Here is a 23,744-nt window from a genome sequence, read left to right as displayed (position 1 = left end):
ATTAGGTGTTAGAAAGAGTCAAAAGGCAATTTCTAGTGGTTGTTTTACAAAAACTTCTTCTCGATAATATCCATAAATCGCTCTTCATAATTCTCTTTTCCTTCCCAATTATTGTAGTCAGGCTTAACCATTTCGTCAATGAAGTTCTTGGTTTCGTAAAAATTATCAAAAGTGATAAGTTGGTTTAAAACTCTATTGTAGTCTTCGTCATTGTTGCCAAAAAGATGTTTTACAAAAGCAATGCGATCGTTCAGGTCGATGTCAAGTCCTTTTGATAATTTATCATTTAGAGAAACAATTTTGGGAGGATTAGGGCTTGCCGGTTTCTCTACTTCGGTAACGGTTCGGTCTATGGCAATAGGTTCGTTGATTACCGGTTCAAAAACGGTTTCTACTGGTAAAGGCGCAACATCATCAACTTTTACAAATTGCGGCTCGTTATAATTACCGCCAAGTAAATCAGCGAAGGAAATTTGTACCGCAGCTGGCTTAGGAGCCTCAATTTCTTCTTCTTCTGTTTCTTCCTCGGTAAGTTCAAAAGCAGCTGTAAAAGCAGGTTCAAACTCTGTAGTACTTTTTTCTTCTTCCAATAAAGTCGCAATTTCTTCTTCTGCCTCTTCGTTATCTGCTGTTACTTCCTCTTCATGCTCTTCTTCGATAACAGCTACGCTTTCTTCTCTAATGTCTGCTTCAAATTCACCTAATTCGGGGTCTTTATCTACCGCAGGGACTTCAATTTTTTCATCTGTTGAAAATTCTGCTGTAGTTTCTGCTACCGGAATTTCAATAGTTTCTTCAATTGCATTTGAAGGCTCTTCTTTTGCTGGAGCAGGAATTTCTTCTGTCATTTCGATTACCGTTTCAACAGGAAGAGATTCTTCTTTGTCGTAGAACGCTTCAATATCCTTTTCAATTTCAGTCTGTAAAATTGTTGGTTTTGTTGTACCGTATTGTTCTTCTACAAATTTTAGAACAGCCAGTTTTTCATATAACTTTTGTGTTTCAGCATAAAGAACATTGATGTCAGACTTATTCTTAAGTTGTAAAATTCTATGTGCGATGCTAACCAAGTCGGCTTCTAATCTTTTTTTCATAACAGTTGATATCGTAAGTGTGGCGTATGTGTTTCTTGTGTTCGTGTCCTATTTATTTTTCAAATAAGGTCTGAGTAGGAAAGGAGACAATATTTAAATTGAAATAAATGTTCCTAAATCTTTCAATTGATAAAATTTTTCTACTTTTGAGACCATATAAAAAGTATAAAACTATACTCTGATTTATTACAGTACAAAGTAATAAAAACTATTCATTTTTTAAGTTAGAAAAATACAAAATGTTTCTCGAAAATACAGTAAATCACAAAGAACAATTTGGTTGGATCGAAGTTATCTGCGGCTCTATGTTTTCGGGCAAAACAGAGGAGCTGATTCGTCGTTTAAAGCGGGCACAATTTGCTAAACAAAAAGTGGAAATCTTTAAACCGGCCATTGATACCCGATACGATGATGAAATGGTCGTATCACATGATTCAAACGAAATTAGATCTACACCCGTTCCAGCAGCGGCAAATATCGCTATACTTGCTCAAGGTTGCGATGTAGTTGGAATTGATGAGGCTCAGTTTTTTGATGATGAAATAGTTAAAATATGTAATGACCTAGCCAATCAAGGCATCCGTGTGATTGTGGCAGGATTAGACATGGATTTTAAAGGAAATCCTTTTGGTCCCATGCCGGCACTCATGGCAACGGCTGAGTATGTTACTAAGGTTCATGCGGTATGTACACGTACTGGAAATCTAGCTAATTATAGTTTTAGAAAAACCGACAGCGATAAACTAGTTATGCTAGGAGAAACGGAAGAATATGAGCCTTTAAGCCGGGCAGCTTACTTTCATGCCATGAAAAAAAACCAAGACGAAAAAAATTCAGACTAGGCTTTTCATCGGTCAATGATTTCCCTTTAATTGTTAGCTATAAAGTAAATTAAGTTCAAGTTTTAAATTAGATAGCAGTACTTCCTAAGGTATAGAGTTATTATGTAAAGCAATACGTTAATTGTATAAAAGATAGCCAAAATATCATAAAACTAAAAGTGGCGCTCCAACGTATATTTGCCATATAATTAATTTAAAATTAAAGAAGATGAAATATATTTATGTGTTACTAGCATCTTTGGCAATCGTTTCTTGTCAAAAAAAGGCTGATCAAGCAGGATTTATTGATGATAAACAAGTTGTTATCGATTCGATGAAAATGGAGATGGTGAAACAAAAAACAATTGATTCTATGAAAATAGAGTTAGCTAAGCAACAAGAAGTGCAAGCAGCAAGCTCAAAAGAAGTAATTGTTGTGAATCAGACTGCTCCGGCACCTGCTAGAAAAAAATGGAGTAGTACTGCTAAAGGTGCCGTAATTGGTGCTGGAGTGGGTGCTGCAACTGGAGCTATTATAAGCAAGAAAAAAGGAACTGGAGCAATCATTGGTGGATTAGCTGGTGCAGGCGTAGGTGCAGGTACAGGAGCGATTATCGATGGGAAAAAGAACTAAATAAATCCTTTTTATAAAAAGCAAAGGCTGTTTCATTAATTTGAAACAGCCTTTTTTATGGGGAATAATGTCCTGGTTACAAACGAATAATTTTTATCGTTTGGGAATTCTCTTTTTTTTCAATTTGCAAATCATACTTACCTTTTAGCGTATCGGTAATAGAATTGAATTGGGCCAGTTTGTATTTTACTTTGTCTAGTTCAACGATTGTTTGCTTGTAAGTATCTGAATTCAGCATCGATCGGATTACACTTTTTTCATTTGCTCCAGCTGAATAAGCATCAAGATTTACAGTCTCCCATGATTTCTTGTCAATAGTATTTTTATTGGTTGCACAACCACAAAGGATTGCAACGAGCAGAAAAGAGAAAAGTAGTTTCATAGTAAATTGTTTAACATCAATCAGTACACTTTAGATAGGTATTGCTGCCTACGAATAAAGGTAAAGATTTTTCTTTCACGCCAATAAAAAAACCATTAAAAATTTAAGTGGGTTAAGTTTGACTTTACTTTTTCTTAAACTTTTAATGGTTCTGTAAATATATGAACTAGTCTTATATTTTCTTTCTCATTCTAGCAACGGGAATATCGAGTTGCTCTCTGTATTTAGCGATGGTTCTTCTTGCTATTGGATAGCCTTTTTCTTTGAGTAAATCAGCTAGTTGATCGTCAGGAAGTGGTTTTTTCTTGTCCTCTTCTTCAATTATATTTTGCAATATTTTTTTGATTTCTAAAGTGGATACATCTTCTCCTTGGTCGTTTTTCATGGCTTCAGAGAAAAATTCTTTGATCAACTTGGTGCCGTAAGGTGTTTCTACATACTTGCTGTTGGCAACACGAGAAACAGTCGAAATATCTAAACCTACTATATCCGCGATATCTTTTAAGATCATTGGTTTTAGCTTGGTTTCATCACCCTCTAAGAAATATTCTTCTTGATAATGCATGATAGAATTCATAGTGACAAATAAAGTCTCTTGTCGCTGACGAATGGCATCGATAAACCATTTAGCCGAATCTAGTTTTTGCTTAATAAATTGTACTGCATCCTTTTGAGCACCTGATTTGTCTGATGATGCCTTGTATGTTTGCATCATTTCTTGGTAGTCTTTTGAGACGTGCAAGCTTGGTGCATTACGCCCGTTTAAGGTAAGTTCTAACTCTCCTTCAACTATTCGAATAGCAAAATCAGGAACTACGTTTTCAGTTACTTTATTGTTTCCAGTAAAAGCACCACCTGGTTTAGGATTTAGTTTTTCTATTTCGTGAATTGCTTTCTTTAATTGCTCATTAGAAACGCCATACTTTTGAATCAATTTATCATAATGCTTTTTGGTAAAAGCATCAAATTGATTTTCGATGATGTCGGTAGCTAAGTCAACGGATTCGGTTGGCGTCTTGTGTTTTAGTTGTAGCATTAAGCACTCCTGTAAATCGCGAGCACCCACACCCGATGGTTCCAGTTCATGAATAACATGCAAAATTCGTTCTACAGTTTCTTCGTCCGTATAAATGGCCTGTGTAAAAGCCATATCATCTACAATGTCAGGAATACTGCGACGGATGTAACCCATATCATCAATACTACCCACAAGAAATTCGGCTATATCGCGCTCTCCGTCATCAAGGATAAAAGTATTCAATTGATTAATTAAATCCTGATGAAAACTAATTGGTGAAGCCAATGGTGACTCTCGTTCCTCATCATCATCACTGTAATTATTGGTTTGGGTTTTATAATCAGGAGTATCGTCACTGTTTAAATACTCATCGATATTAATGTCGTCTGACTCCATGCGATCCGCTTCTGCATCATCGTAGTCGTCATAGTCATCATTTTCAAACTCATCTTTTTCGTATTCGTCCTCTTCTTTTCCAGCTTCAAGAGCCGGATTTTCGTTCATTTCTTCCAACAAACGTTGCTCAAAAGCTTGCGTAGGCAATTGAATTAACTTCATCAGCTGGATTTGCTGTGGAGATAATTTCTGTGATAATTTTAAATTTAAGAATTGCTTTAGCATAGAAAAAGTTAGTGAGTTACTTAGTTTCAAAGCGACTAAGTAACGTATGTTGACCAATTATAATTATTAACTAGAAAATTTGTTTAAAAAGTTTAAGTTTAAAGTTGCTCGTGTTTTGAACAACTTAAAGCAAATTTCTAAAATGTAAAACCCTAGTAACTTAGCATCTTAGAAACTTTGTGACTTTGTGACTTTGCATCCCAGAAACTTTTCCCTAAAACTCCGCATTCATTGGTGTTCTTGGAAAAGGAATTACGTCACGAATGTTTGTCATTCCAGTTACAAAAAGTACCAATCTTTCGAATCCTAGTCCAAAACCAGAGTGTACTGCCGATCCAAATCTACGGGTATCTAAGTACCACCACAATTCTTCTTCGTCAATTCCTAAGGCTTTCATTTTTTCGACTAAAACATCAAAACGTTCCTCTCTTTGAGAACCTCCCACAATTTCTCCAATTCCAGGGAAAAGGATATCCATTGCACGAACTGTTTTTCCGTCTTCGTTCAAACGCATGTAAAACGCTTTGATATTTGCAGGGTAATCAAACAAGATCACCGGACATTTAAAGTGTTTCTCTACCAAGTAACGCTCGTGCTCTGATTGTAAGTCAGCTCCCCATTCGTTTATAATGTAGTTGAATTTTTTCTTTTTATTTGGTGTACACTCTCTCAAAATGTCGATTGCCTCCGTGTATGAAACACGTTTAAAGTTGTTATCTAAAACAAAATTCAATTTGTCAAGCAAAGCCATTTCGCTTCTTTCCGCTTGTGGTTTTGATTTTTCTTCGTCAAGCAATCTTCCTTCTAAGAATTTTAAATCCTCAGGACATTTGTCAAGCGTATATTTAATCACATACTGAATAAAATCTTCAGCCAGATCCATATTGTCATTCAAATCATTAAAAGCAACCTCAGGTTCAATCATCCAGAATTCTGCCAGGTGACGCGAAGTATTGGAATTCTCAGCTCTAAACGTAGGTCCAAACGTATATATCTGACCTAAAGCCATCGCAAAAGTCTCTCCTTCCAGTTGTCCAGAAACCGTTAAATTCGTCTCCTTACCAAAGAAATCTTCTCTATAATCTACTTTTCCGTCTTCTTTTCTCGGTGTTCCGTCAAATGGTAAAGCCGTAACCTTAAACATTTCACCAGCACCCTCAGCGTCAGATCCCGTGATAATAGGTGTGTTTACATACACAAAACCTTTCTCCTGAAAATAACTGTGCACCGCGTATGACAGTACCGAACGCACTCTCATAATCGCTCCAAACATATTCGTACGCACACGTAAGTGAGCATTCTCACGCAAGAAGTCAAGACTTGGTTTGTTCTTAGGCTGTATTGGGAATTTCTCCGCATCCGAGTCTCCAAGGATTTCTAATTTGGCAACTTGAATCTCAAATTTTTGTCCCGCACCTTTGCTCTCTACAAGAGTACCAGTAACAGATATCGCAGCTCCAGTGGTAATTCTTTTCAAAGTTTCGTCAGGAGTATTCTCAAAATCCACCACACACTGAATGTTGTCAATCGTAGAACCATCGTTCAAAGCAATAAACTGATTGTTTCTAAAAGTTCTCACCCATCCTTTTGCATTTACTTCATGAAGCGTCTTGGTACTGTTTAGTAAGTCTTTAACTTTTGTATGTCTCATTTTATGTGTATCGTTGATTTTATAATTGTCTTAAGTTCTAACTGCAAATATAATTCATTTGTTTCAAATGTCGAAGGAGTAAGGACGCAATCAAGTCCTATAAAGTTGTTTTTTTGGAGCTATTTCCCGCTATCCGCTTTATCTTTTACTTTTTTAAAGAAAAAAAGTAAAAGGATGCCGCTCCTATCGGGGCTAGAGAGTAGTATTTGGTAGGATGTTTTGCTCTTTGTTTGACCGTCTGAGGAACGAAGCGTCTCTGTTAGTTGAGCAAGTTGTTGAGATTCTTCCTTCGTCAGAATGACAAATGTGTGCTTATAAGCTTTCACTCTGCTCCAATTTTGTCCTGCTGAGGAACGAAGCATCTCCGTTAGTTGAGCAACTTAATTGGATTCTTCCTTCGTCAGAATGACAAAGTTGAGGTGTTTTTTATTGCATTTTACGCTTACATTGTCCTGTTGAGGAACGAAGCATCTCCGTTAGTGGAGCAAGTTGTTGAGATTCTTCTTTCGTCAGAATGACAAAGTTCAGAAGTTTATTATTGTCCTCCACGTTTATATTGTCCTGCTGAGGAACGAGGCATCTTTGTTAATTGAGCAAGTTGTTGAGATTCTTCCTTGGTCAGAAAGACAAAGTTGAGGTTTTATAAGCTTTCAATCTGCTCCAATTTTGTCCTGCTGAGGGACGAAGCATCTCCGTTAGTTGAGCAACTTAATTGGATTCTTCCTTGGTCAGAAAGACAAAGTTGAGGCTTTATAAGCTTTCACTCTGCTCCAATTTTGTCCTGCTGAGTAACGAAGCATCTCTGTTTATTGAGCAAGTTGTTGAGATTCTTCCTTTGTCAGAAAGACAAAGTTGAGGCTTTATAAGCTTTCACTCTGCTCCAATTTTGTCCTGCTGAGGAACGAAGCACCTCTGTTTATTGAGCAACTAGTTTGGATTCTTCCTTCGTCAGAATGACAAAGTTCAGACGTTTATTATTGTAGTCCGCGTTTATTTTGTCCTGCTGAGGGACGAAGCATCTCCGTTAGTTGAGTAAGTTGTTGAGATTCTTCCTTCGTCAGAATGACAAAGTTGAGGCTTTATAAGCTTTCACTCTGCTCCAATTTTGTCCTGCTGAGGAACGAAGCATCTCTGTTTATTGAGCAACTTGATTGGATTCTTCCTTCGTCAGAATGACAAAGTTGAGGCTTTATAAGCTTTCACTCTGCTCCAATTTTGTCCTGCTGAGGAACGAAGCATCTCTGTTTATTGAGCAACTTGATTGGATTCTTCCTTCGTCAGAATGACAGGTTTGGGGTGTTTTATATTGTAGTCCGCGTTTATTTTGTCCTGCTGAGGAACGAAGCACCTCCGTTAATTGAGCAACTAGTTTGGATTCATCCTTCGTCAGAAAGACAAAGTTCAGAGGTTTATTATTGTACTTTGCGTTTATATTGTCCTGCTGAATAAAGAGACATTTCTATTTATTGAGCAACTAGTTTAGATTCTTCCTTCGGCAGAATGACAAAGTTGAGGTGATTTAAAATGTACTATGCGTTTAACTTGTTCTGCTTAATAACAAAGCATCCTTTTTCTCTTTTCAACAAGTTCAAAATACACTAAACGGCAGGATACACATAAAATTAGTGGAGACTAACAACGATCTATACTTGTAGTATTGGGTATTGATTTTCTTTTTCAAACATTAGTTCAATAAAAAACCCGCTACAAGAGCGGGTTTAATTATATTAAAATCTTATCAATTATCTAAAAGACGCTCTTGGTCCAGTTGAAGCAAAAGTAGCTGCCATTCTACTCGCTTGACCGCTTGAGAACATGTACATTCCTCTATCATCAGTATAATCCATGTAATTCATAAACATTTCAAGTGGAGCTCCTGCACATGAACTTCTAAGACCTGCAGCTGGAACACCATAGTTAGGTCCATCATGAGAAGGTGTGTCATTTACTAAATCCGAACCACAATTAGCATCACCCCAAATGTGACGTAAGTTCATCCAGTGACCTACTTCGTGTGTTGCTGTTCTTCCTAAGTTGTAAGGAGCTGCAGCTAAACCGTTTGTACCTGTACAGTAGTTACCGCATACAATTCCATCTAAAGAAGCACTTGTTGTACCTGGGAATTTACCATACCCTAATAATTGGCCATTATCTGATTTTCTTCTTAAGTTAGAAACTACCCAATAGTTTAATTTTGTGGTTGGAGAAGTAGCCGTAATTCCGTTTGTAGCATCTTTCATAAATTCGTCTTCAGAATACCAAACTGTTCTTGTAGTTGCCTTACGAATAACTTGATCAAGTACAAATCTTACGTTCAAGGCACCTCTTACGCTATTGTATGGATTGCTTGAATTGTAATCTGTATTTGTACCTTGGAAATCTTTATTTAAAACGTCAATTTGAGATTGTAATTGGCTCAGAGAAACATTTTCAGCAGCAGTTCTGTACAATACATTAAAAACAACTGGGATTTCCAAAACGCCATTTACTATTTTTCCTGTTGCCATAGCTTTTGCAGTTGATATTTCCATATCTGCTAATTTTTTAGCTAAACTCGGGTCTTTTTTTAGTTGTGCATCTAACATGTCTTGTGTGGCGCAAGATCTTTTAGAAACTACAGATTGAAGAGATTGAACTGAGTCTAATTCTTTTTGGTCATTCTGACAAGAAAACATAATAAATACAACACTAGCTGCTAATACTAATTTTTTCATAATGGATTTGTTTTTGGTTTTGAATACTACTTTAATTCATTGTTTCTTTGAAAACAGATGCAATAGTATAGCTATTTATGTTTTTTACAAAACATATTGTTATTATAAGTATAAAATTTTGAGGATAATGCAATCTTATTTTTTAGATTTTATAATTTAAGTACTTGATTTACATCGCTTTGAAAACAGTGTAATTGCTGTTTAAAAACCGTATTTAATTTGGTTTTTTTTAACAAATTTTTATCTAATAAAATAAATTCTTACAACTCTTGAAGTAGTACGTGATCTTAAATTTTGAAAACAAGTAGTAAGCCGCATTCCAAACTTATAAATAGGCAGTTCAAAAGGAGTAATTTGTCAAACGTTCGGCAACGCTTGGCGGTCTTAAATTACCGCTTATATTTGGACAAACCGCCTAACAGTTTGTACTTTTGCGGCATGAACGACAATTTTATAACTGAGTATTTTGGGATAGGCATACAAAACGGAAAAACGCCTGAGAACTTGGGCGTATTATGGCGTACGGCTCAAAATTTAGGAGCTAGCTATATTTTTACGATTGGGAACCGCTATGCTAAACAGTCGAGTGATACCCACAATGCCGTAAAATCGATTCCGTATTTTCACTACGACACTTTTGAAGATTTCTATAAAAACCTGCCTAAAGGCGCTCGCCTAGTAGGTGTTGAGCTTGATGATGCAGCGGTAGATTTAGAAACTTTTGAGCACCCTCGTCGTTGTGTGTATTTGTTGGGCGCTGAGGATAATGGATTATCCAAGAAAGCCATCGAAAAATGCCATCATTTGGTTAAGTTCAAATCTGAAAAAAGTTTGAACGTTTCTGTTGCAGGAAGCATCGTTCTCTATGATAGAGGTTTAAACAAACCGAGGTCATAAAAAAGTGATTTGATTATTCTTACTTTGGTTAGTTGGACTTTGTGCTACTAAAAAGATTTGATTAATTGGTTTTGTATGGTTTAAATCGGTTACATTAGTTCCTTAAACCAGAATGATGAAAAACATTTTTTACCGTTTTACTTTTTTTTTACTGCTTGTTTCTTGTTCAAATGCTACGCATTATGGACCACCAGAAGTTAATCCGCTAGAAATTCAGAAAAACTTCATGGATTGGTGGACTTACCACTATAATAACGTAATGCTTTCTCGAGATTTTGTTGGTTTAGATGCCAATGCAAAAGAAATTAGTAAAGAGGAGTTCTTGATAGCGTTAAGAGACGGAGGTTTTATTCCGATTCGCTTAAACTCTAGCAATGAAGAAAATTTTCACTACCAACTCTTTAAAATTGAACCGAGTTCAGATACGAGTATTCAAGCGACTATTGCGGAAGAGGCTTTTAGTACACTCCATAATTATAAAAAAGAAGGAACAGCTTTTCCTAATTTTTCTTTTAAAGACCTTGATGGTAATTTAATTACTAATGACAATCTCAAAGGAAAAATAGTAGTGGTTAAGTGCTGGTTCATTCATTGTGTTGCGTGCATTGAAGAATTTCCGGAAGTAAACGCTATGGCTGCAAAATATAAAAACAGAAAAGATATCGTTTTTATTAGCTTGGCAGAAGATACTCCCGAGCAGCTACAGACTTTTTTAGCTAAAAGACCTTTATCCTATTCTGTAGTGCCTAACTTGAAATTATATATGAATGAAACGCTTCAAATTAATGGTTTTCCAACTCATTTTATAGTGAACAAGGAAGGAATTATCGAGAAGGTTACTTCCAATTACCATGATTTAGCGGTCGCTTTGCAGCAAGTTAGCTCTGAAAAATAAAGTAAAAATCCCAATACGAGTGGGATCTTTAATTTACAATAAGGCTACTTTTATTGGTTTTCTTCTAGTTCCAGAATCAAATTAGCGATTAGTGCTGTCCATCCGGTTTGATGGGAGGCTCCGAGTCCTTTTCCAGTATCTCCATCAAAAAATTCATAAAAGAAATGCTGCTTTTTGAAGTGCTCCTCTTTTGTAAAAACATCATTTGGATCCTCAGAATGGTAGGCATATTTGCCATTTTCGTCGGGTTCAAAAAGAGCAATTAATCGTTTGGTTAACTCATTCGCAATTTGCTTTAAGTTCATTTTATTGCCGGAGCCTGTTGGGAATTCATACAGATAGGTGTCTCCATAAAAAGTATAGTATTTTCGTAGCGACTGAATAATCATGTAGTTCAAAGGCATCCAAATTGGACCACGCCAGTTCGAGTTTCCTCCAAACATGCCAGAGCGACTTTCGCCCGGCTCATACTGAATTTGATGATGGCCTTCAGTACCAAATACGTAAGGGTGTTCTTTATGGTATTTAGAAAGGGAACGTATTCCGTAATCCGATAGGAATTCATTTTCGTCTAATAATCGTATCAAAAGATGCTCAAGCCTAAATCCTCGCATAATAGAAAAAAGAAAATTCCCATCACTATTACTTTTTTCGATATTCGATATTAAGGAAGCGAGATCAGGGCGCGTTCGGATGATTTCGTTGGTTTGTTTTTGGAATTCTTTTAATTCTTGGAATAATTCTACATTCATGATTTCGACAGCAAACATCGGAATTACGCCAACTAAGGAACGTACTTTTAATCGCTCCGTACTTCCGTCTGACATCTCCACGACATCGTAATAAAAATTGTCTTTATCATCCCAAAGCGAAAGATCTTTTTTACCAATATGGTGCATGGCCCAAGCGATATTGATAAAATGCTTAAAGAATTTTACTGATATGTCTTCATAAATTTCATTAGTCTTGGCTAATTCTAATGCCATTCGCAACATATTTAAGGAGAACATTGCCATCCAACTGGTAGCATCAGCTTGTTGCATTTTTTTTATGCCTTTGGGCATATGGTTTCTGTCGAAAACACCAATATTATCAAGTCCTAAAAAACCTCCTTCAAATAAATCAGTTCCACTTTTGTCTTTTTGGTTGACCCACCAAGTAAAATTAATTAGTAGTTTTTGGAATGCTTTTTCTAAAAAGGGTGTGTCCGCTGTTCCTGTTCGTTTTTTATCTTTTTCATAGATGGTCCAAACTGCCCACGAGTGAACAGGCGGGTTGACATCGTTAAAATTCCACTCGTAAGCAGGAATCTGTCCGTTAGGATGCATGTAGTTCTCTTGTAAAACGAGTAGTAGTTGCTGCTTGGCAAAATACGGATCAATTTCTACAAACGAAGCCATATGAAAAGCCAAGTCCCAAGCTGCATACCATGGGTATTCCCATTTATCAGGCATAGAGATTACATGACGATTGTTAAGATGCTGCCAACTGTAATTACGTCGATCGGACCGATTGGGTGGGGTTTCATTTGTGCCTCCAAACAACCATTTATGAACGTCATAGTAATAAAATTGCTTGGTCCATAATAAGCCTGAAAAGGCGCTTTTGGCAATTGATTGGTGTTCCTTTGGAATTGTATCGCTTATAATGCCATTATAAAAAGTTTCACATTCCTGCTTGCATCGGTCAAATATCGTGTCATAATCGTGCCAAGGGTGCTCAATTTTGACATTGCTCAAGCGTATTTTTACACTTTTTTCTTGACCAGGTTGCAGTTCAAAATGATGCCAAATAGCTGCTTTGGTTCCAAATTTCTCTGGATTCACAGTAGCTTGTTTATTAATTATGTGATTGTTGATTCCGTCTTTTACGTAAACCGTTTCGTTTGGAACATGGTATAGGCGCTCGTTGTTTGTTTCGTTTTCACAAAATAATTGTTGGCCATCTTCATGGTATAAGTAGTAGTCTCCGTTTCTTGAACTTTGGGAATGTAGGACATGATCATCAATAGACGACATAGTAGGTCTAGGATGTCTGTCATTGTGTTTCCAAAAATTACGAAACCATAGATGGGGTAGAATATGGATTTCGGCTGGGTTGTTACCACGATTTACAACAGTCACTTTCATTAAAATATCATCAGGACCTGCTTTTGCATATTCTATGAAACAATCAAAATAGGCATTTTGCTCAAACGCTTTGGTGTCTAATATTTCATATTCGGTATCTTCTCGACTGCGTTTATTTTTATATTCTAATTCTGCATAAGGGAACTCAGTTTGCGGGTATTTATACAGGTATTTGTTGTAGGAATGAGTTGGAGTAGAAACTTGATGAAAGTACAGTTCTTTGACATCTTCCCCATGGTTTCCCTGATTATTGGTTAGGCCAAAGAGTCGTTCTTTTAGAATAGGATCTTTTCCATTCCAAAAAGCAGGAGCAAGGCATAATATTTCTCTTGAATCACAAAAGCCACCGATACCTTCTTCTCCCCAACGATAGGCATTACTACGCGCTTTATCGTGGTTAATGTAGCCCCATGCGTCTCCGTTGGAACTATAATCTTCTCTAACAGTTCCCCATTGCCTTTCGGCTAAATAAGGCCCCCATTTTTTCCAATTTCTATAATTATCAGCAACTGCTAATTTTTCTGTTTCAGAGCTATTCTGATTCATATATGATGGTGTAATTTTATTTGTATTTCTGATTAGCTACCTATAAAACAGGAACTAATTTGTTTTTCGAACTACGCTAGTCATAGGAAGTTCGCGCGTAAAAATAAGCTTTATTTTTAGAACTTAAAAAGTCCTGCTTTACTATTGCTTAATTATAGATATAGGTAATTTAGGCACTCAAATTCCTAAAAAACAGTTGCATTCTTTGACAAACTGTTAGCTCCATTGTAATGATTTTACAAAAAGGGCTTTCGCTTATATGACGAAAGCCCAATTGGAATCTATGCTGTAAATTTAATAATTCTAACTGTTTTTTTGGACATGAATATCCATTTGTGGAAACGGGATATTCAATTTATAATTTGCAAACTGGGTATATACTTTTTCGTTCATTTCGAAAAACACATTCCAATAGTCAGGACCGTCTACCCATACACGTACAGCAAAATTTACGGAACTATCTGCTAATTCGGATAATCCAATAAAAGGAGCTGGATCTTTCAGTATGCGTGCATCAGCAGCTATGAAATCATTCATGGCTCTTTTAAAATCCTCAACATCATCTCCGTAAGCAATACCAAAAGTCCAATCTACACGACGTAAAGGTTCTGCTGAAAAATTAGTCAAAGCACCAGTCGACAAGGGGCCGTTTGGAATAATTACCAGTTTTTTATCCGCTGTATTTAACATGGTGGAGAAAATGGTAATTTCTTTTACAGTACCCGTATATCCTTGTGCTTCAATAAAATCACCAATTTTAAATGGTTTTATTATCAAAATGATAACGCCTCCTGCAAAATTTTGTAAAGTACCTGATAAAGCCAATCCAACTGCTAGTCCTGCAGCTCCTAAGATTGCTACAAACGATGTCATTTGAATGCCAATCATTCCCATAACCGTTATGGCAACCAAAGCCTTTAAAATAATATTAGTTAGGCTTTTTAAGAAAGGAACGAGGGATTGGTCAATATTTGATTTTACGAGAGATCTACCTACTGCTTTTGTGATTAATTTAGTTATCCATAACCCAATAATCAGAACGATAAGTCCTCCTATTAGCTTGGGTACATATTCAAACCCAAAATCGATAATTTTATCAAAATACTTGTTTACTACTGTGACTTGTTGGTCTAATGCCATTTAATACTTCTTTTTTTTCTACTCATTAGGCTTTTCGATTTCGCCCCGTTTTTATAATGGTGGCTGGACTCCATCTTGTTAATGGCTTTGCTGCAAACCCTATTAAAACTGATATTTTTTAGTATGATAATGACAAGCAGGCCATTTTCTCAAATATAAGAAAATAAAAACACAATGCGAAATAAGGCACTCCTACTAACACAAATCCCGCCTAAAAAGACGGGATTTGATATGATTTATTTCAGAAAATATGAAAAATTCACTATTTATCTGATTCGGTTTGCTCGCTTGATTCTTCGGGCTTATTTAGGATATCAACTGTTGGTTCTTTAAACTCTTGCTTGTTCGCAAGAGATTTGTTTAAAGTCAAAACAAGACAAGGCAATAACATTAAATTAGATAACATTCCAAAGGCAAGGGTAATTGCAATTAATCCTCCCAAAGCTACTGTTCCTCCAAAATCAGAAAGCATAAAAACAGAGAATCCAGTAAATAAAACTACCGAAGTATAAAACATACTAATACCTGATTCTTTTATTGTAGCAAAAACAGATCGTTTGATTTTCCAGTCATTGCGTGTTAATTCTTGACGGTATTGTGCTAAAAAGTGAATGGTATCATCTACAGAAAGTCCAAAGGCAATACTAAAAACTAAGATTGTTGACGGTTTTAAAGGAATGCCAAAATAACCCATGAGACCAGCAGTTATCATCAGCGGTAGTAAATTAGGGATAAGCGAAACGACCACCATTTTAAAGGATCGGAACATAAAAACCATTAAAAGTGAAATTAGCAGTACTGCAAAAAGTAAGGAGCTTACCAAATTGTCTAGTAAATATTGTGTCCCTTTTTCAAAAATTAAAGCTTTACCCGTTAACACTACTTTATAGCGATCTTTAGGGAAGATAGAGTCTATTTTAGAACTTAGGCGGTTTTCAATTTTGGCCATATTCCCAGTTCCAATATCTTTCATGAAAGTGGTTATACGCGCTACTTGACCCGTACTATCCACATAGCTTTTCATGATGTTGTTTTTATTATCCTTTGTCGCATTTTTGGCATAGCCAAGGATAAAACTCTGCTCCTGAGATGTGGGAAGTGCATAATATTCTGGATTGCCATTGTAATACGCTTGTTTCGAATATTTCACAATATTCAGGATGGAAATAGGCTTGGATAATTCCGGAATTGCTTCAATTGTATTTTGCAAATCATCCATTTTTCGTAAAGTAGATAATTTCATCACTCCTTTTTTTCTTTGTGTATCTACCATGATTTCAAGTGGCATTACCCCATTGAATTCATTTTCGAAAAAAAGAATATCTCTGTAAAAGCCGGTATTCTTAGGCATATCCTCAATTAAATTTCCAGAAGTCTTGATTTTAAAAGCACCAATAGTACTTACTAAAAATAAAAATATGGCAACAACATAAACATATCGGCGGTTGTATTTTACTGTTTTTTCAATCCACTTAATGAACGTTTTAGTATAGTTACGGTTAAGGTGCTCTAAATGTTTCGCCTTAGGCACAGGTTGGTAACTGTAATAAATAGGAATTACGATCAAACATAAAAAGAAAAGCGCAACGATACTTAAGGAGGATATGATTCCAAATTCCTTTAAAATATCACTACTAGTAATAATAAAGGTGGCAAAACCAGCTGCTGTAGTCAAGTTGGTCATTAAAGTTGCTGTTCCTACCTTGGTGATAACCCTTTGCAGTGCCTTAGCTTTATTTCCGTGAGCGCTGTATTCTTGTTGGTATTTGTTGGTAAGGAAAATACAATTAGGAATCCCTATGACAATGACTAAAGTAGGAACAATGGCAGTTAGAACAGTTATTTCAAAATGCAATAATCCTAGAAGTCCAAATGTCCACATCACCCCAACAATAACTATTAATATAGAAATAAGGGTGGCTCTAAAAGAGCGAAAAAAGAAAAAGAAGATTAAAGAAGTAATCAATAAGGAAGCCCCAATAAAAAGACTGATTTCTCCGGTGATGCTATTTGCGTTTAAGGTTCTGATATAAGGCATTCCTGAAACCTTAAGGTCGATTCCAGTTTTTTTCTCAAAAGCCACTATTTTTGGGATAAAATGATTCATGATGTACTCCTTTCGCTGTGGAGTATTCACTATTTTTTTATCGAGATAGATTGCGGAGCGGATGGAACCTTTTTTATTGAAAAGTAAGCCTTCATAAAAAGGCATTTTAGTAAATAAATTTTTCTTAATCTCGTTAAGGTAAGCTTGGTTATTTGTTTTGCTTTGATCTACAAAAGGAACCAACTCAAATTTTTGTACAGATTCGTTTTTTTCTAATTTTTTTAAATCGTTGATAGAAACGACGAGATCAACTTCTTTTTGTGCTTTTAATTCGGTCATTAAGGTCGTCCAAGCCGCAAAAGTTTTGGGAGTAAAAAAACGATCGTCTTTTACGCCTACGATGATTAGATTTCCTTCCTCGCCAAATTTTGACAAAAAAGTATTATAGCCTTTAGTGATACTGCTTGTCTCGGGTAATAAATTAGCTTCAGTAAACGAAAAACGAATGTTTTTCCATTGCGTACTAAGGAATAAAGTGATCAGTAAAATAACACCAAGAATAAATATACGGTTCTTAAGTACGATTCGAGCAACGAGCTCCCAAAACCCTACTTTTAATTTGTTTTTCATAGAAATAGTAAAATGGCAGCAAATGTAGTGAAAACCAAAGTAAAGCTGTAATTTATTAGGAATATTTAACGCTAGTTCAAGGTCTCTTATGGGACGTTTTATTTGTTAAAATTGTTCGATTTATCCATGTAAATTGTATTGAAGAATTTACCATCTTTGTTTTTGATTTAATTGACTTATTGAAGCAATATGGTTTTGAAAAAATATAAGAACACTTTGTTCTATTTCGGAGTTACTGGTCTCTTTTCGGTATTGATTTTTTGGATAATTAAACGAGGAAAATTACTCGAATTACAAGAAGCAAATGTGGCTGCAACCAGCGGTAATGACTCTTGGACAGATTTTATCAATTCGATGTTACACAACTTTAATGATCCCTTAGCGATTCTTTTGGCACAAATTGTCATGATCATCCTTACGGCAAGGGTTTTTGGTTGGTTTTTCCAAAAAATAGGGCAACCTACAGTTATTGGCGAGATTATAGCAGGAATTGTTTTGGGGCCTTCGCTTGTAGGAATGTATTTTCCCGAATTCTCATCAGCGCTATTTCCAGAAGAGTCATTAGGAAACTTAAAATTTTTAAGTCAAATAGGATTGATCTTATTTATGTTCGTTATTGGTATGGAACTCGATGTAAAAGTCCTCAAGAACAAAGCCAGTGAAGCAATTGTAATTAGTCATGCCAGTATCATTTTTCCGTTTGCTATGGGAATTGGCTTGTCTTATTATGTTTACAATCAATTTGCTCCAGCGGGTGTAGAGTTTTTATCGTTTAGCCTTTTTATGGGAATCGCCATGAGTATTACTGCTTTTCCTGTTTTGGCGCGTATCGTTCAAGAAAGGGGTATTCACAAAACTCGTCTAGGAGCCATCGTTATTACGTGTGCTGCAGCCGATGATATTACGGCATGGTGTTTACTTGCGGTGGTTATTGCCATCGTAAAGGCGGGTGATTTTGTAGGTTCTTTGTATGTGATTTCATTAGCATTGGTGTATGTGTTAGCGATGCTGTTTATCGTTAAGCCGTTCTTAAAACGTATAGGTGATTTGTATGGTGAGAAAGATAATATAGGAAAACCAGTGATGGCTATTTTCTTCTTATTACTTATTATTTCGTCTTATGCAACTGAGGTTATTGGTATTCATGCTTTATTTGGTGGTTTTATGATGGGTGCAATTATGCCTGATATCGCTAAATTCCGAATGATATTTATAGAAAAAGTCGAGGATGTTTCTGTTATCTTATTATTGCCATTGTTTTTTGTTTTTACAGGTTTGCATACTCAAGTAGGATTGATTAATGACCCTTATCTATGGAAGGTAACTGGGGCAATTATTGCAGTGGCTGTGATTGGTAAATTTGTTGGTAGTGCGTTAGCTGCTAAATTTGTAGGGCAAAATTGGCACGATAGTTTAACTATTGGCGCATTAATGAATACCCGTGGTTTAATGGAGCTGATTGTGTTAAACATTGGTCTAGAATTAAAAGTGTTAACTCCCGAAGTATTCACCATGATGGTTATTATGGCTTTGGTAACCACTTTTATGACCGGTCCGGCTTTAAATTTAATCGGTTTTATTTTCAAGAATAAGCGAGAGGTAGAGTTGGTAGAGACGCAAGACGAGAGTAAATTCCGGATCTTGATTTCGTTTGGTAATAATGAAAAAGGAAAGTCATTGTTGCGTTTAGCCAATAGCTTGACTAAAAAGCAAGCAACAAATTCCGTGATTACTGCGATGCATCTATCTAAAAGTGATGAATTACATGCTTTTAATTTAGAGGAAATTGAGAAAGAAAGTTTTGATCCTATTTTTGATGAATCAGAACAACTTGGAGTAAAGCTACTTTCGATATTTAAAGTTACTAACGATATCGAGGCGGAGATTGCTGATGTTGCCAATAATGGCGACTATGATTTACTTCTTGTAGGTCTTGGAAAGTCGATTTTTGAGGGAAGTTTATTAGGTAAAGTAATTGGTTTTACCACAAGAATAATTAATCCGGATCGTTTAATTGATAAGTTTAAAGGAAAAGAAGGTTTGTTTGAAAATTCCCCTTTTGATGAAAGAACACGACAAATTGTTACGAGAACTAAAACGCCTTTGGGAATATTAATTGATCATGATTTTGAAAAGTTAGACCACATATTTGTCCCAATTATTAAGTCAGAGGATGTTGTTTTGATTGATTATGTACAAAAAATGATTTATAATAATAATTCAATAATTAGTTTTTTAGACACCAATGGCTTCATTAAAAATAATTTTGTAATGCAAAGTGCGATTGCGACGCTTACGCAAAAGTTCCCCAATAATATTGTGGTAGTAACGGAAAGTAATCTAGATCACGCTTTTTTTAAGGAGCAAGATTTAACATTAATTAGTTTAGAAAGTTGGAAAGTAAGTATTGATTCGGATACCACATGGGTTGATGAACTATCGTCTGTTTTGATAATGAAATCTTAATAACACAACTGCTTTTATTGTTGAAAATTGGAATTTGTTTACAGATATTAAATTCCTAGGTTGAATATGAAGCTGAGTTTAATGGCAATATTATCGGCGAATTTAGGCAACTGATTGGGTCCGTATCGATAAAAAGCGACTAGTCCAAACGCATTGAAAATTTGATTCAGCTCTATTCCGGATTCAAAGTAGCCTTTATTTAGTCGTTTGTAATCCAAACCTACATGTTGCTGTTGATTTTGAATATCTCCCCATCCCATTCTCGAAACAAGCACAAGGGTGGGTTTAACTTTAGGGAAGATGGTTACTCTCTTAAAACCATGTTTGAACTGGAAGTAAACAAATTCATTTGAGAAAAACTCGTTAAAAAACATCGTTTCAAAACTGTTTTTACTGGCAAATGTAATTCTTTGCATCACAGTTTCCTTGGTGATGTTGTTAGGTGAAGTATTGTATAAATGCGTTAATGGAATGTCACCCGTGGCATAGCCAGCTTGGAATAATAGATTTGTTTTTTGGCCATTTAGGTATTTTTTTTCATATTCAGTTTTGAAGTCGATTTTGCTAAAGGTAAAATCATTCGCCCATACTTTAGGTAAAGATTGGGTGTACTGCAAGGTAAATTTTGGAAATCGTTTTTCAACTTCAACTCTTCCAGTTGGTGTTTGCATATAATCACTAAAAGGATTCCATTGCAATGAAATTATTGCGGTGGTCATGGTGTATCTTGAATAAAGTTTATCGTCCAGGTTGTACACATAATTGAATTTAGGGGCGATTTCAGCATGCGCAATCTCGATAAAGCTATCCGTTTTAGGAATAACTTTCGTCTCAAGAAAGGTTCTCCATGTTCGATAATTATAAAAAGTACTGATATTGATAGGTCTAGGATCATAAATTTTATAGCGGCGACTATCTACTGAAAATAGGGTCGTACCTATCTCTCGTACATCATCTGCATAGGAAACATTTAGCCATGTGTTAGAATAGGTGTCGAGATTTACTGCCGTTCCTACACTGTATTTAAAGGTGCCATCTTTAGTTCCATAGGCTGTATACCCGCTTATTTTTAGGTGTTTAGAAAGGCGATCATTAGTCACGCCGCCAAACCCTATGCGAAACCCTTCATAGTTGTTATAGGAAAATAAATGGCGCAGATCAATGTCAAAAATGGATACTGGTAGGTAACCATTAATGATTTTTCGACCCAAACGAATGCGATTTACAATACGTTTTTGTCTTCCAATACTGTCCAATGTTTTATAGGTATTGCTATTGCGAATATCGATACTGTCTTTTCTATACTGATCCCAAAAACTCTCGGGTCGGTCGATAGCTTCCTTTTTAAGTTCTACAGCAATAAACTTGCGATCAAGTGCAATGGGTGAATTATAGGTAACGTCAAAGTTATTGGATTCAGATAATAAATAAACAAAATCAGAAGGTTGTCTTTTTCTCGTTTGAAAATCCTTGTCCATGTCACCATCAAATTGGACCGTTCCGCCTAATATTTTGATATCATCATCATTTTTTCCTTTTACAATTTTGAATGTTTTTCGCTTCGGGAACCAAAGATCTTGAGAGGCAATGTATTCAAAATCGTGTGTCCCACTAATATCTAAAACCCCTTTTATGCGCATTATCGCTTTTGCAATAGCGTAATTTTTTCCATCGATATAAAGGATGCCTTCTAGTCCAGCGGCATTACTAACCTTTTTGTTTTTAAAATAAATCATGTAGGCAGCGCGACCATTTATAGGTACCGTGTCTAGGAGCTTGTAATTGTAGTCAGTAGGAGCGTCGTCAGCGATGGGACTTTTGTATTTCGTTTCGAATAATTCATAATTTCTATCGTAAACAGAAAAGGATTGTAGATTAAAACTCAAAATTTCATATACTGGTTGTTTAAAACCAGCCATTTTAGTCCCTAATATTGTTTCTTTTAATTTGGCGCCATCAAATTGATATTGTGATACTTTTTCTGTTTGAAACAAATGCCTTTTGAGGATGGTTTCTTTGAATTTGTAATTAGTAGAATCTACTTTAGAGAAAATTTCGCGTTCTTTCTTTTTGATGAAAACAGAATCTATGGTGCCTTCAAAAGTTTCAGGATTGGCAGTAACTACTAGTTTAGTGTAAGACTTAAAATCAAAACTTTGCAAACGAGTTGCTGGATTATTGGTTGTTTTTTTGGCGATTGTTTTTTTAATAATGGCAAGTGCAGGATTTTCATTAGAGATTATGACTTCTCTAAGATCATCACTTTTTTCATCAAGGGAAATGTAGTAGGAGCTTTTATTGGTAGTAATAGTAATGATAGATTTAACAAATCCGATATAGGAAACGGTAAAAGAGCTAATCTTTTTTTTGGTGTTTAAGGTAAATTTTCCATCGACATCAGTGACGGTTTTAGTGCCATTATCAGCAACTACTGATGCAAATGCTAGCGGTTGCCTAGTCGATGCAGCTGTTACGAGCCCATTCACTTGAAATTGCGCTTGAAGCGTAAGCGAGAATAGAAAAAAAAGGAAACAAATATGCTTCATGAAAAGGTTTATTTAAAAAACGAAAATAAAAGCGTTTTGTTATGGCAAAAATAATAATAAAAAATCCGTTTTGTTAGCGTTAACAAAACGGATTCTATTTTTAGATTTAGTAAAAGTTTACACCTTCATGATCTCTGCTTCTTTCACCACAAGTAATTCATCTACTTTTCTGATGAAACTGTTGGTAAGGTTTTGAACTTCTTCTTCGGCACTTTTACAAATGTCTTCTGAGGTGCCTTCTTTTTCTAATTTTTTGATTTCAGTGTTGGCATCTTTTCGCGCATTTCTAACTCCTATTTTAGCATCTTCTGCCTCCACTTTGGCTTGTTTAGCCAGCTCACGTCTGCGGTCTTCTGTCAATGGCGGAACACTAATAATAATAACATCACCATTATTCATAGGGTTAAATCCTATGTTAGCCACCATGATTGCTTTTTCAATTACTTGCAACATGTTTTTTTCAAAAGGTTGTAAAGTAATCGTGCGGGCATCAGGAACACTAATTTTAGATACTTGAGAAAGTGGTGTTGCTGAACCGTAATAATCTACAAAAACACTTCCAAGCATTGCTGGTGACGCTTTTCCTGCTCTAATATTTAAAAATTCTTTTTCTAAGTGAGCAATAGAACCAGTCATAGATTCCTTAGTGCTATCTAATATAAATTCAATTTCTTCAGTCATTTTATTTTAATTTAGTATTCCGTTTTCCACTCTTTCGCTAGATAATCAGTGGTCTCCGGTTTATTATATATTTACTACTGTTCCAATGTTTTCTCCAGCACAAATTTTCTCTAGATTACCAATTTTATTCATATCAAAAATAACAATCGGTAATTGGTTTTCTTGACTTAAAGTAAAAGCTGTGGTATCCATTACATTTAATCCTTTTTTCAAGACATCTTCAAATGAAATAGTATCAAATTTTATGGCTTCAGGGTTTTTTTCAGGGTCTGAGTCATAAACTCCATCAACACGAGTTCCTTTAAGGATAACATCAGCATGAATTTCTACTCCACGCAGTACAGCGGCAGTATCAGTAGTAAAATAAGGATTTCCTGTCCCTGCTCCAAAAATTACAATTCTGCCTTTCTCTAAGTGACGCACTGCTCTTCTCTTGATGTAAGGCTCGGCAATCGCTTCAATTTTTAAAGCTGTTTGTAATCGAGTCAACATTCCTTTGTCTTCAAGAGCTCCTTGTAGCGCCATTCCGTTAATTATAGTAGCGAGCATACCCATATAATCCCCTTGAACGCGATCCATCCCGTTACTTGCTCCGGCCACACCTCTAAAAATGTTTCCACCACCTATAACAATGGCAATTTCAACTCCTTGATCGTGAATTTTTTTAATTTCTGCAGCATATTCAGCTAATCTCGTAGGATCTATACCGTATTGTCTTTCACCCATTAAAGCTTCGCCGCTTAATTTTAGAAGAATTCTTTTGTATTTCATGTCTGTGTTGCGTTGTTTAGTGCAAATATAGTCATATTCTTTTTTTATGAAATAGCACACT

The 23,744-nt window shown here is 35.7% G+C and carries 17 protein-coding genes; 5 read left to right on the top strand and 12 right to left on the bottom strand.

Going from position 1 to position 23,744, the window contains the following annotated elements; translation table 11 throughout:
* Nucleotides 1–44: 44 nt before the first annotated feature.
* Nucleotides 45–1,094, bottom strand: a complete 1,050-nt coding sequence (locus ACZ2G0_RS02335; RefSeq protein ID WP_470308828.1) for a hypothetical protein — start codon at nucleotides 1,092–1,094, stop codon at nucleotides 45–47.
* Between the two features lie 239 nt (nucleotides 1,095–1,333).
* Here ACZ2G0_RS02335 and ACZ2G0_RS02330 point away from each other — a divergent pair, with 239 nt between their 5' ends.
* Together ACZ2G0_RS02330 and ACZ2G0_RS02325 are read left to right on the top strand one after the other, a co-directional pair.
* Nucleotides 1,334–1,936, top strand: a complete 603-nt coding sequence (locus tag ACZ2G0_RS02330; protein ID WP_470308827.1) for a thymidine kinase — start codon at nucleotides 1,334–1,336, stop codon at nucleotides 1,934–1,936.
* A gap of 208 nt (nucleotides 1,937–2,144) precedes the next feature.
* Nucleotides 2,145–2,549, top strand: a complete 405-nt coding sequence (locus ACZ2G0_RS02325; protein ID WP_470308826.1) for a YMGG-like glycine zipper-containing protein — start codon at nucleotides 2,145–2,147, stop codon at nucleotides 2,547–2,549.
* Between the two features lie 76 nt (nucleotides 2,550–2,625).
* Here the strand turns inward: ACZ2G0_RS02325 and ACZ2G0_RS02320 are convergent, their stop codons facing one another.
* The 5 genes from ACZ2G0_RS02320 to ACZ2G0_RS02300 all read right to left on the bottom strand — a co-directional run bounded on the left by ACZ2G0_RS02320 (nucleotide 2,626) and on the right by ACZ2G0_RS02300 (nucleotide 8,935).
* A complete protein-coding gene (locus ACZ2G0_RS02320) occupies nucleotides 2,626–2,931 on the bottom strand; it encodes a hypothetical protein (protein ID WP_470308825.1) in 306 nt (101 codons plus the stop codon).
* 172 nt (nucleotides 2,932–3,103) lie between these two features.
* Nucleotides 3,104–4,570, bottom strand: a complete 1,467-nt coding sequence (gene rpoN, locus ACZ2G0_RS02315) for an RNA polymerase factor sigma-54 (protein WP_300287814.1) — start codon at nucleotides 4,568–4,570, stop codon at nucleotides 3,104–3,106.
* Between the two features lie 214 nt (nucleotides 4,571–4,784).
* Entirely contained in the window at nucleotides 4,785–6,221 is a 1,437-nt protein-coding gene (asnS, locus tag ACZ2G0_RS02310; protein ID WP_470308824.1) for an asparagine--tRNA ligase, read from the bottom strand.
* Between the two features lie 119 nt (nucleotides 6,222–6,340).
* Nucleotides 6,341–6,583 (bottom strand): hypothetical protein, encoded by a 243-nt coding sequence (locus ACZ2G0_RS02305; protein ID WP_470308823.1) that lies wholly within the window; start codon nucleotides 6,581–6,583, stop codon nucleotides 6,341–6,343.
* A 1,380-nt stretch (nucleotides 6,584–7,963) separates the two neighbouring features.
* Nucleotides 7,964–8,935 carry a zinc metalloprotease gene (locus ACZ2G0_RS02300; RefSeq protein WP_470308822.1) on the bottom strand — a complete coding sequence of 324 codons (972 nt, stop codon included), beginning with the start codon at nucleotides 8,933–8,935 and terminating at the stop codon, nucleotides 7,964–7,966.
* Between the two features lie 438 nt (nucleotides 8,936–9,373).
* Here ACZ2G0_RS02300 and ACZ2G0_RS02295 point away from each other — a divergent pair, with 438 nt between their 5' ends.
* Together ACZ2G0_RS02295 and ACZ2G0_RS02290 are read left to right on the top strand one after the other, a co-directional pair.
* Nucleotides 9,374–9,832: an RNA methyltransferase gene (locus tag ACZ2G0_RS02295; protein WP_300288392.1), complete on the top strand. Its 459-nt coding sequence runs from the start codon at nucleotides 9,374–9,376 to the stop codon at nucleotides 9,830–9,832.
* A gap of 115 nt (nucleotides 9,833–9,947) precedes the next feature.
* On the top strand, nucleotides 9,948–10,727 hold the full coding sequence (locus tag ACZ2G0_RS02290) for a TlpA family protein disulfide reductase (protein ID WP_470308821.1): 780 nt from the start codon (nucleotides 9,948–9,950) through the stop codon (nucleotides 10,725–10,727).
* 50 nt (nucleotides 10,728–10,777) lie between these two features.
* Here ACZ2G0_RS02290 and ACZ2G0_RS02285 read toward each other — a convergent pair whose 3' ends face one another.
* The 3 genes from ACZ2G0_RS02285 to ACZ2G0_RS02275 all read right to left on the bottom strand — a co-directional run bounded on the left by ACZ2G0_RS02285 (nucleotide 10,778) and on the right by ACZ2G0_RS02275 (nucleotide 17,219).
* A complete protein-coding gene (locus ACZ2G0_RS02285) occupies nucleotides 10,778–13,402 on the bottom strand; it encodes an MGH1-like glycoside hydrolase domain-containing protein (RefSeq protein ID WP_470308820.1) in 2,625 nt (874 codons plus the stop codon).
* 303 nt (nucleotides 13,403–13,705) lie between these two features.
* Complete coding sequence (locus tag ACZ2G0_RS02280; protein WP_300288357.1) at nucleotides 13,706–14,542, bottom strand: mechanosensitive ion channel family protein; 837 nt, start codon at nucleotides 14,540–14,542, stop codon at nucleotides 13,706–13,708.
* A gap of 262 nt (nucleotides 14,543–14,804) precedes the next feature.
* The gene (locus tag ACZ2G0_RS02275; protein WP_470308819.1) at nucleotides 14,805–17,219 is read right to left on the bottom strand and encodes an efflux RND transporter permease subunit; all 2,415 of its coding nucleotides are present in this window, start codon (nucleotides 17,217–17,219) and stop codon (nucleotides 14,805–14,807) included.
* A gap of 195 nt (nucleotides 17,220–17,414) precedes the next feature.
* Here ACZ2G0_RS02275 and ACZ2G0_RS02270 point away from each other — a divergent pair, with 195 nt between their 5' ends.
* Nucleotides 17,415–19,685, top strand: coding sequence for a cation:proton antiporter domain-containing protein (locus tag ACZ2G0_RS02270; protein WP_470308818.1), 2,271 nt, complete (start codon nucleotides 17,415–17,417; stop codon nucleotides 19,683–19,685).
* 47 nt (nucleotides 19,686–19,732) lie between these two features.
* On the opposite strand, the gene ACZ2G0_RS02265 is transcribed toward ACZ2G0_RS02270, so the two are convergent.
* The 3 genes from ACZ2G0_RS02265 to pyrH all read right to left on the bottom strand — a co-directional run bounded on the left by ACZ2G0_RS02265 (nucleotide 19,733) and on the right by pyrH (nucleotide 23,683).
* Nucleotides 19,733–22,231, bottom strand: a complete 2,499-nt coding sequence (locus ACZ2G0_RS02265) for a DUF5686 family protein (protein ID WP_470308817.1) — start codon at nucleotides 22,229–22,231, stop codon at nucleotides 19,733–19,735.
* A gap of 117 nt (nucleotides 22,232–22,348) precedes the next feature.
* Complete coding sequence (frr, locus tag ACZ2G0_RS02260; RefSeq protein WP_470308816.1) at nucleotides 22,349–22,912, bottom strand: ribosome recycling factor; 564 nt, start codon at nucleotides 22,910–22,912, stop codon at nucleotides 22,349–22,351.
* A 63-nt stretch (nucleotides 22,913–22,975) separates the two neighbouring features.
* Nucleotides 22,976–23,683 carry a UMP kinase gene (pyrH, locus tag ACZ2G0_RS02255; protein ID WP_470308815.1) on the bottom strand — a complete coding sequence of 236 codons (708 nt, stop codon included), beginning with the start codon at nucleotides 23,681–23,683 and terminating at the stop codon, nucleotides 22,976–22,978.
* Between the last annotated feature and the right edge of the window lie 61 nt (nucleotides 23,684–23,744).

This window comes from Flavobacterium sp. KKT103 (assembly GCF_055640565.1).
The sequence above is the reverse complement of the archived record's forward strand: the minus strand, read 5'-3'. Positions and strand labels throughout refer to the sequence as shown.

Coding starts and splice junctions, on each gene's coding strand:
- frr (WP_470308816.1), bottom strand. CDS start 22,912: ATGACTGAAGAAATTGAATTTATATTAGATAGCACTAAGGAATCTATG.
- ACZ2G0_RS02265 (WP_470308817.1), bottom strand. CDS start 22,231: ATGAAGCATATTTGTTTCCTTTTTTTTCTATTCTCGCTTACGCTTCAA.
- pyrH (WP_470308815.1), bottom strand. CDS start 23,683: ATGAAATACAAAAGAATTCTTCTAAAATTAAGCGGCGAAGCTTTAATG.
- ACZ2G0_RS02275 (WP_470308819.1), bottom strand. CDS start 17,219: ATGAAAAACAAATTAAAAGTAGGGTTTTGGGAGCTCGTTGCTCGAATC.
- ACZ2G0_RS02280 (WP_300288357.1), bottom strand. CDS start 14,542: ATGGCATTAGACCAACAAGTCACAGTAGTAAACAAGTATTTTGATAAA.
- ACZ2G0_RS02335 (WP_470308828.1), bottom strand. CDS start 1,094: ATGAAAAAAAGATTAGAAGCCGACTTGGTTAGCATCGCACATAGAATT.
- ACZ2G0_RS02285 (WP_470308820.1), bottom strand. CDS start 13,402: ATGAATCAGAATAGCTCTGAAACAGAAAAATTAGCAGTTGCTGATAAT.
- rpoN (WP_300287814.1), bottom strand. CDS start 4,570: ATGCTAAAGCAATTCTTAAATTTAAAATTATCACAGAAATTATCTCCA.
- ACZ2G0_RS02320 (WP_470308825.1), bottom strand. CDS start 2,931: ATGAAACTACTTTTCTCTTTTCTGCTCGTTGCAATCCTTTGTGGTTGT.
- ACZ2G0_RS02295 (WP_300288392.1), top strand. CDS start 9,374: ATGAACGACAATTTTATAACTGAGTATTTTGGGATAGGCATACAAAAC.
- ACZ2G0_RS02330 (WP_470308827.1), top strand. CDS start 1,334: ATGTTTCTCGAAAATACAGTAAATCACAAAGAACAATTTGGTTGGATC.
- asnS (WP_470308824.1), bottom strand. CDS start 6,221: ATGAGACATACAAAAGTTAAAGACTTACTAAACAGTACCAAGACGCTT.
- ACZ2G0_RS02300 (WP_470308822.1), bottom strand. CDS start 8,935: ATGAAAAAATTAGTATTAGCAGCTAGTGTTGTATTTATTATGTTTTCT.
- ACZ2G0_RS02290 (WP_470308821.1), top strand. CDS start 9,948: ATGAAAAACATTTTTTACCGTTTTACTTTTTTTTTACTGCTTGTTTCT.
- ACZ2G0_RS02305 (WP_470308823.1), bottom strand. CDS start 6,583: ATGCTTCGTTCCTCAGCAGGACAAAATTGGAGCAGAGTGAAAGCTTAT.
- ACZ2G0_RS02325 (WP_470308826.1), top strand. CDS start 2,145: ATGAAATATATTTATGTGTTACTAGCATCTTTGGCAATCGTTTCTTGT.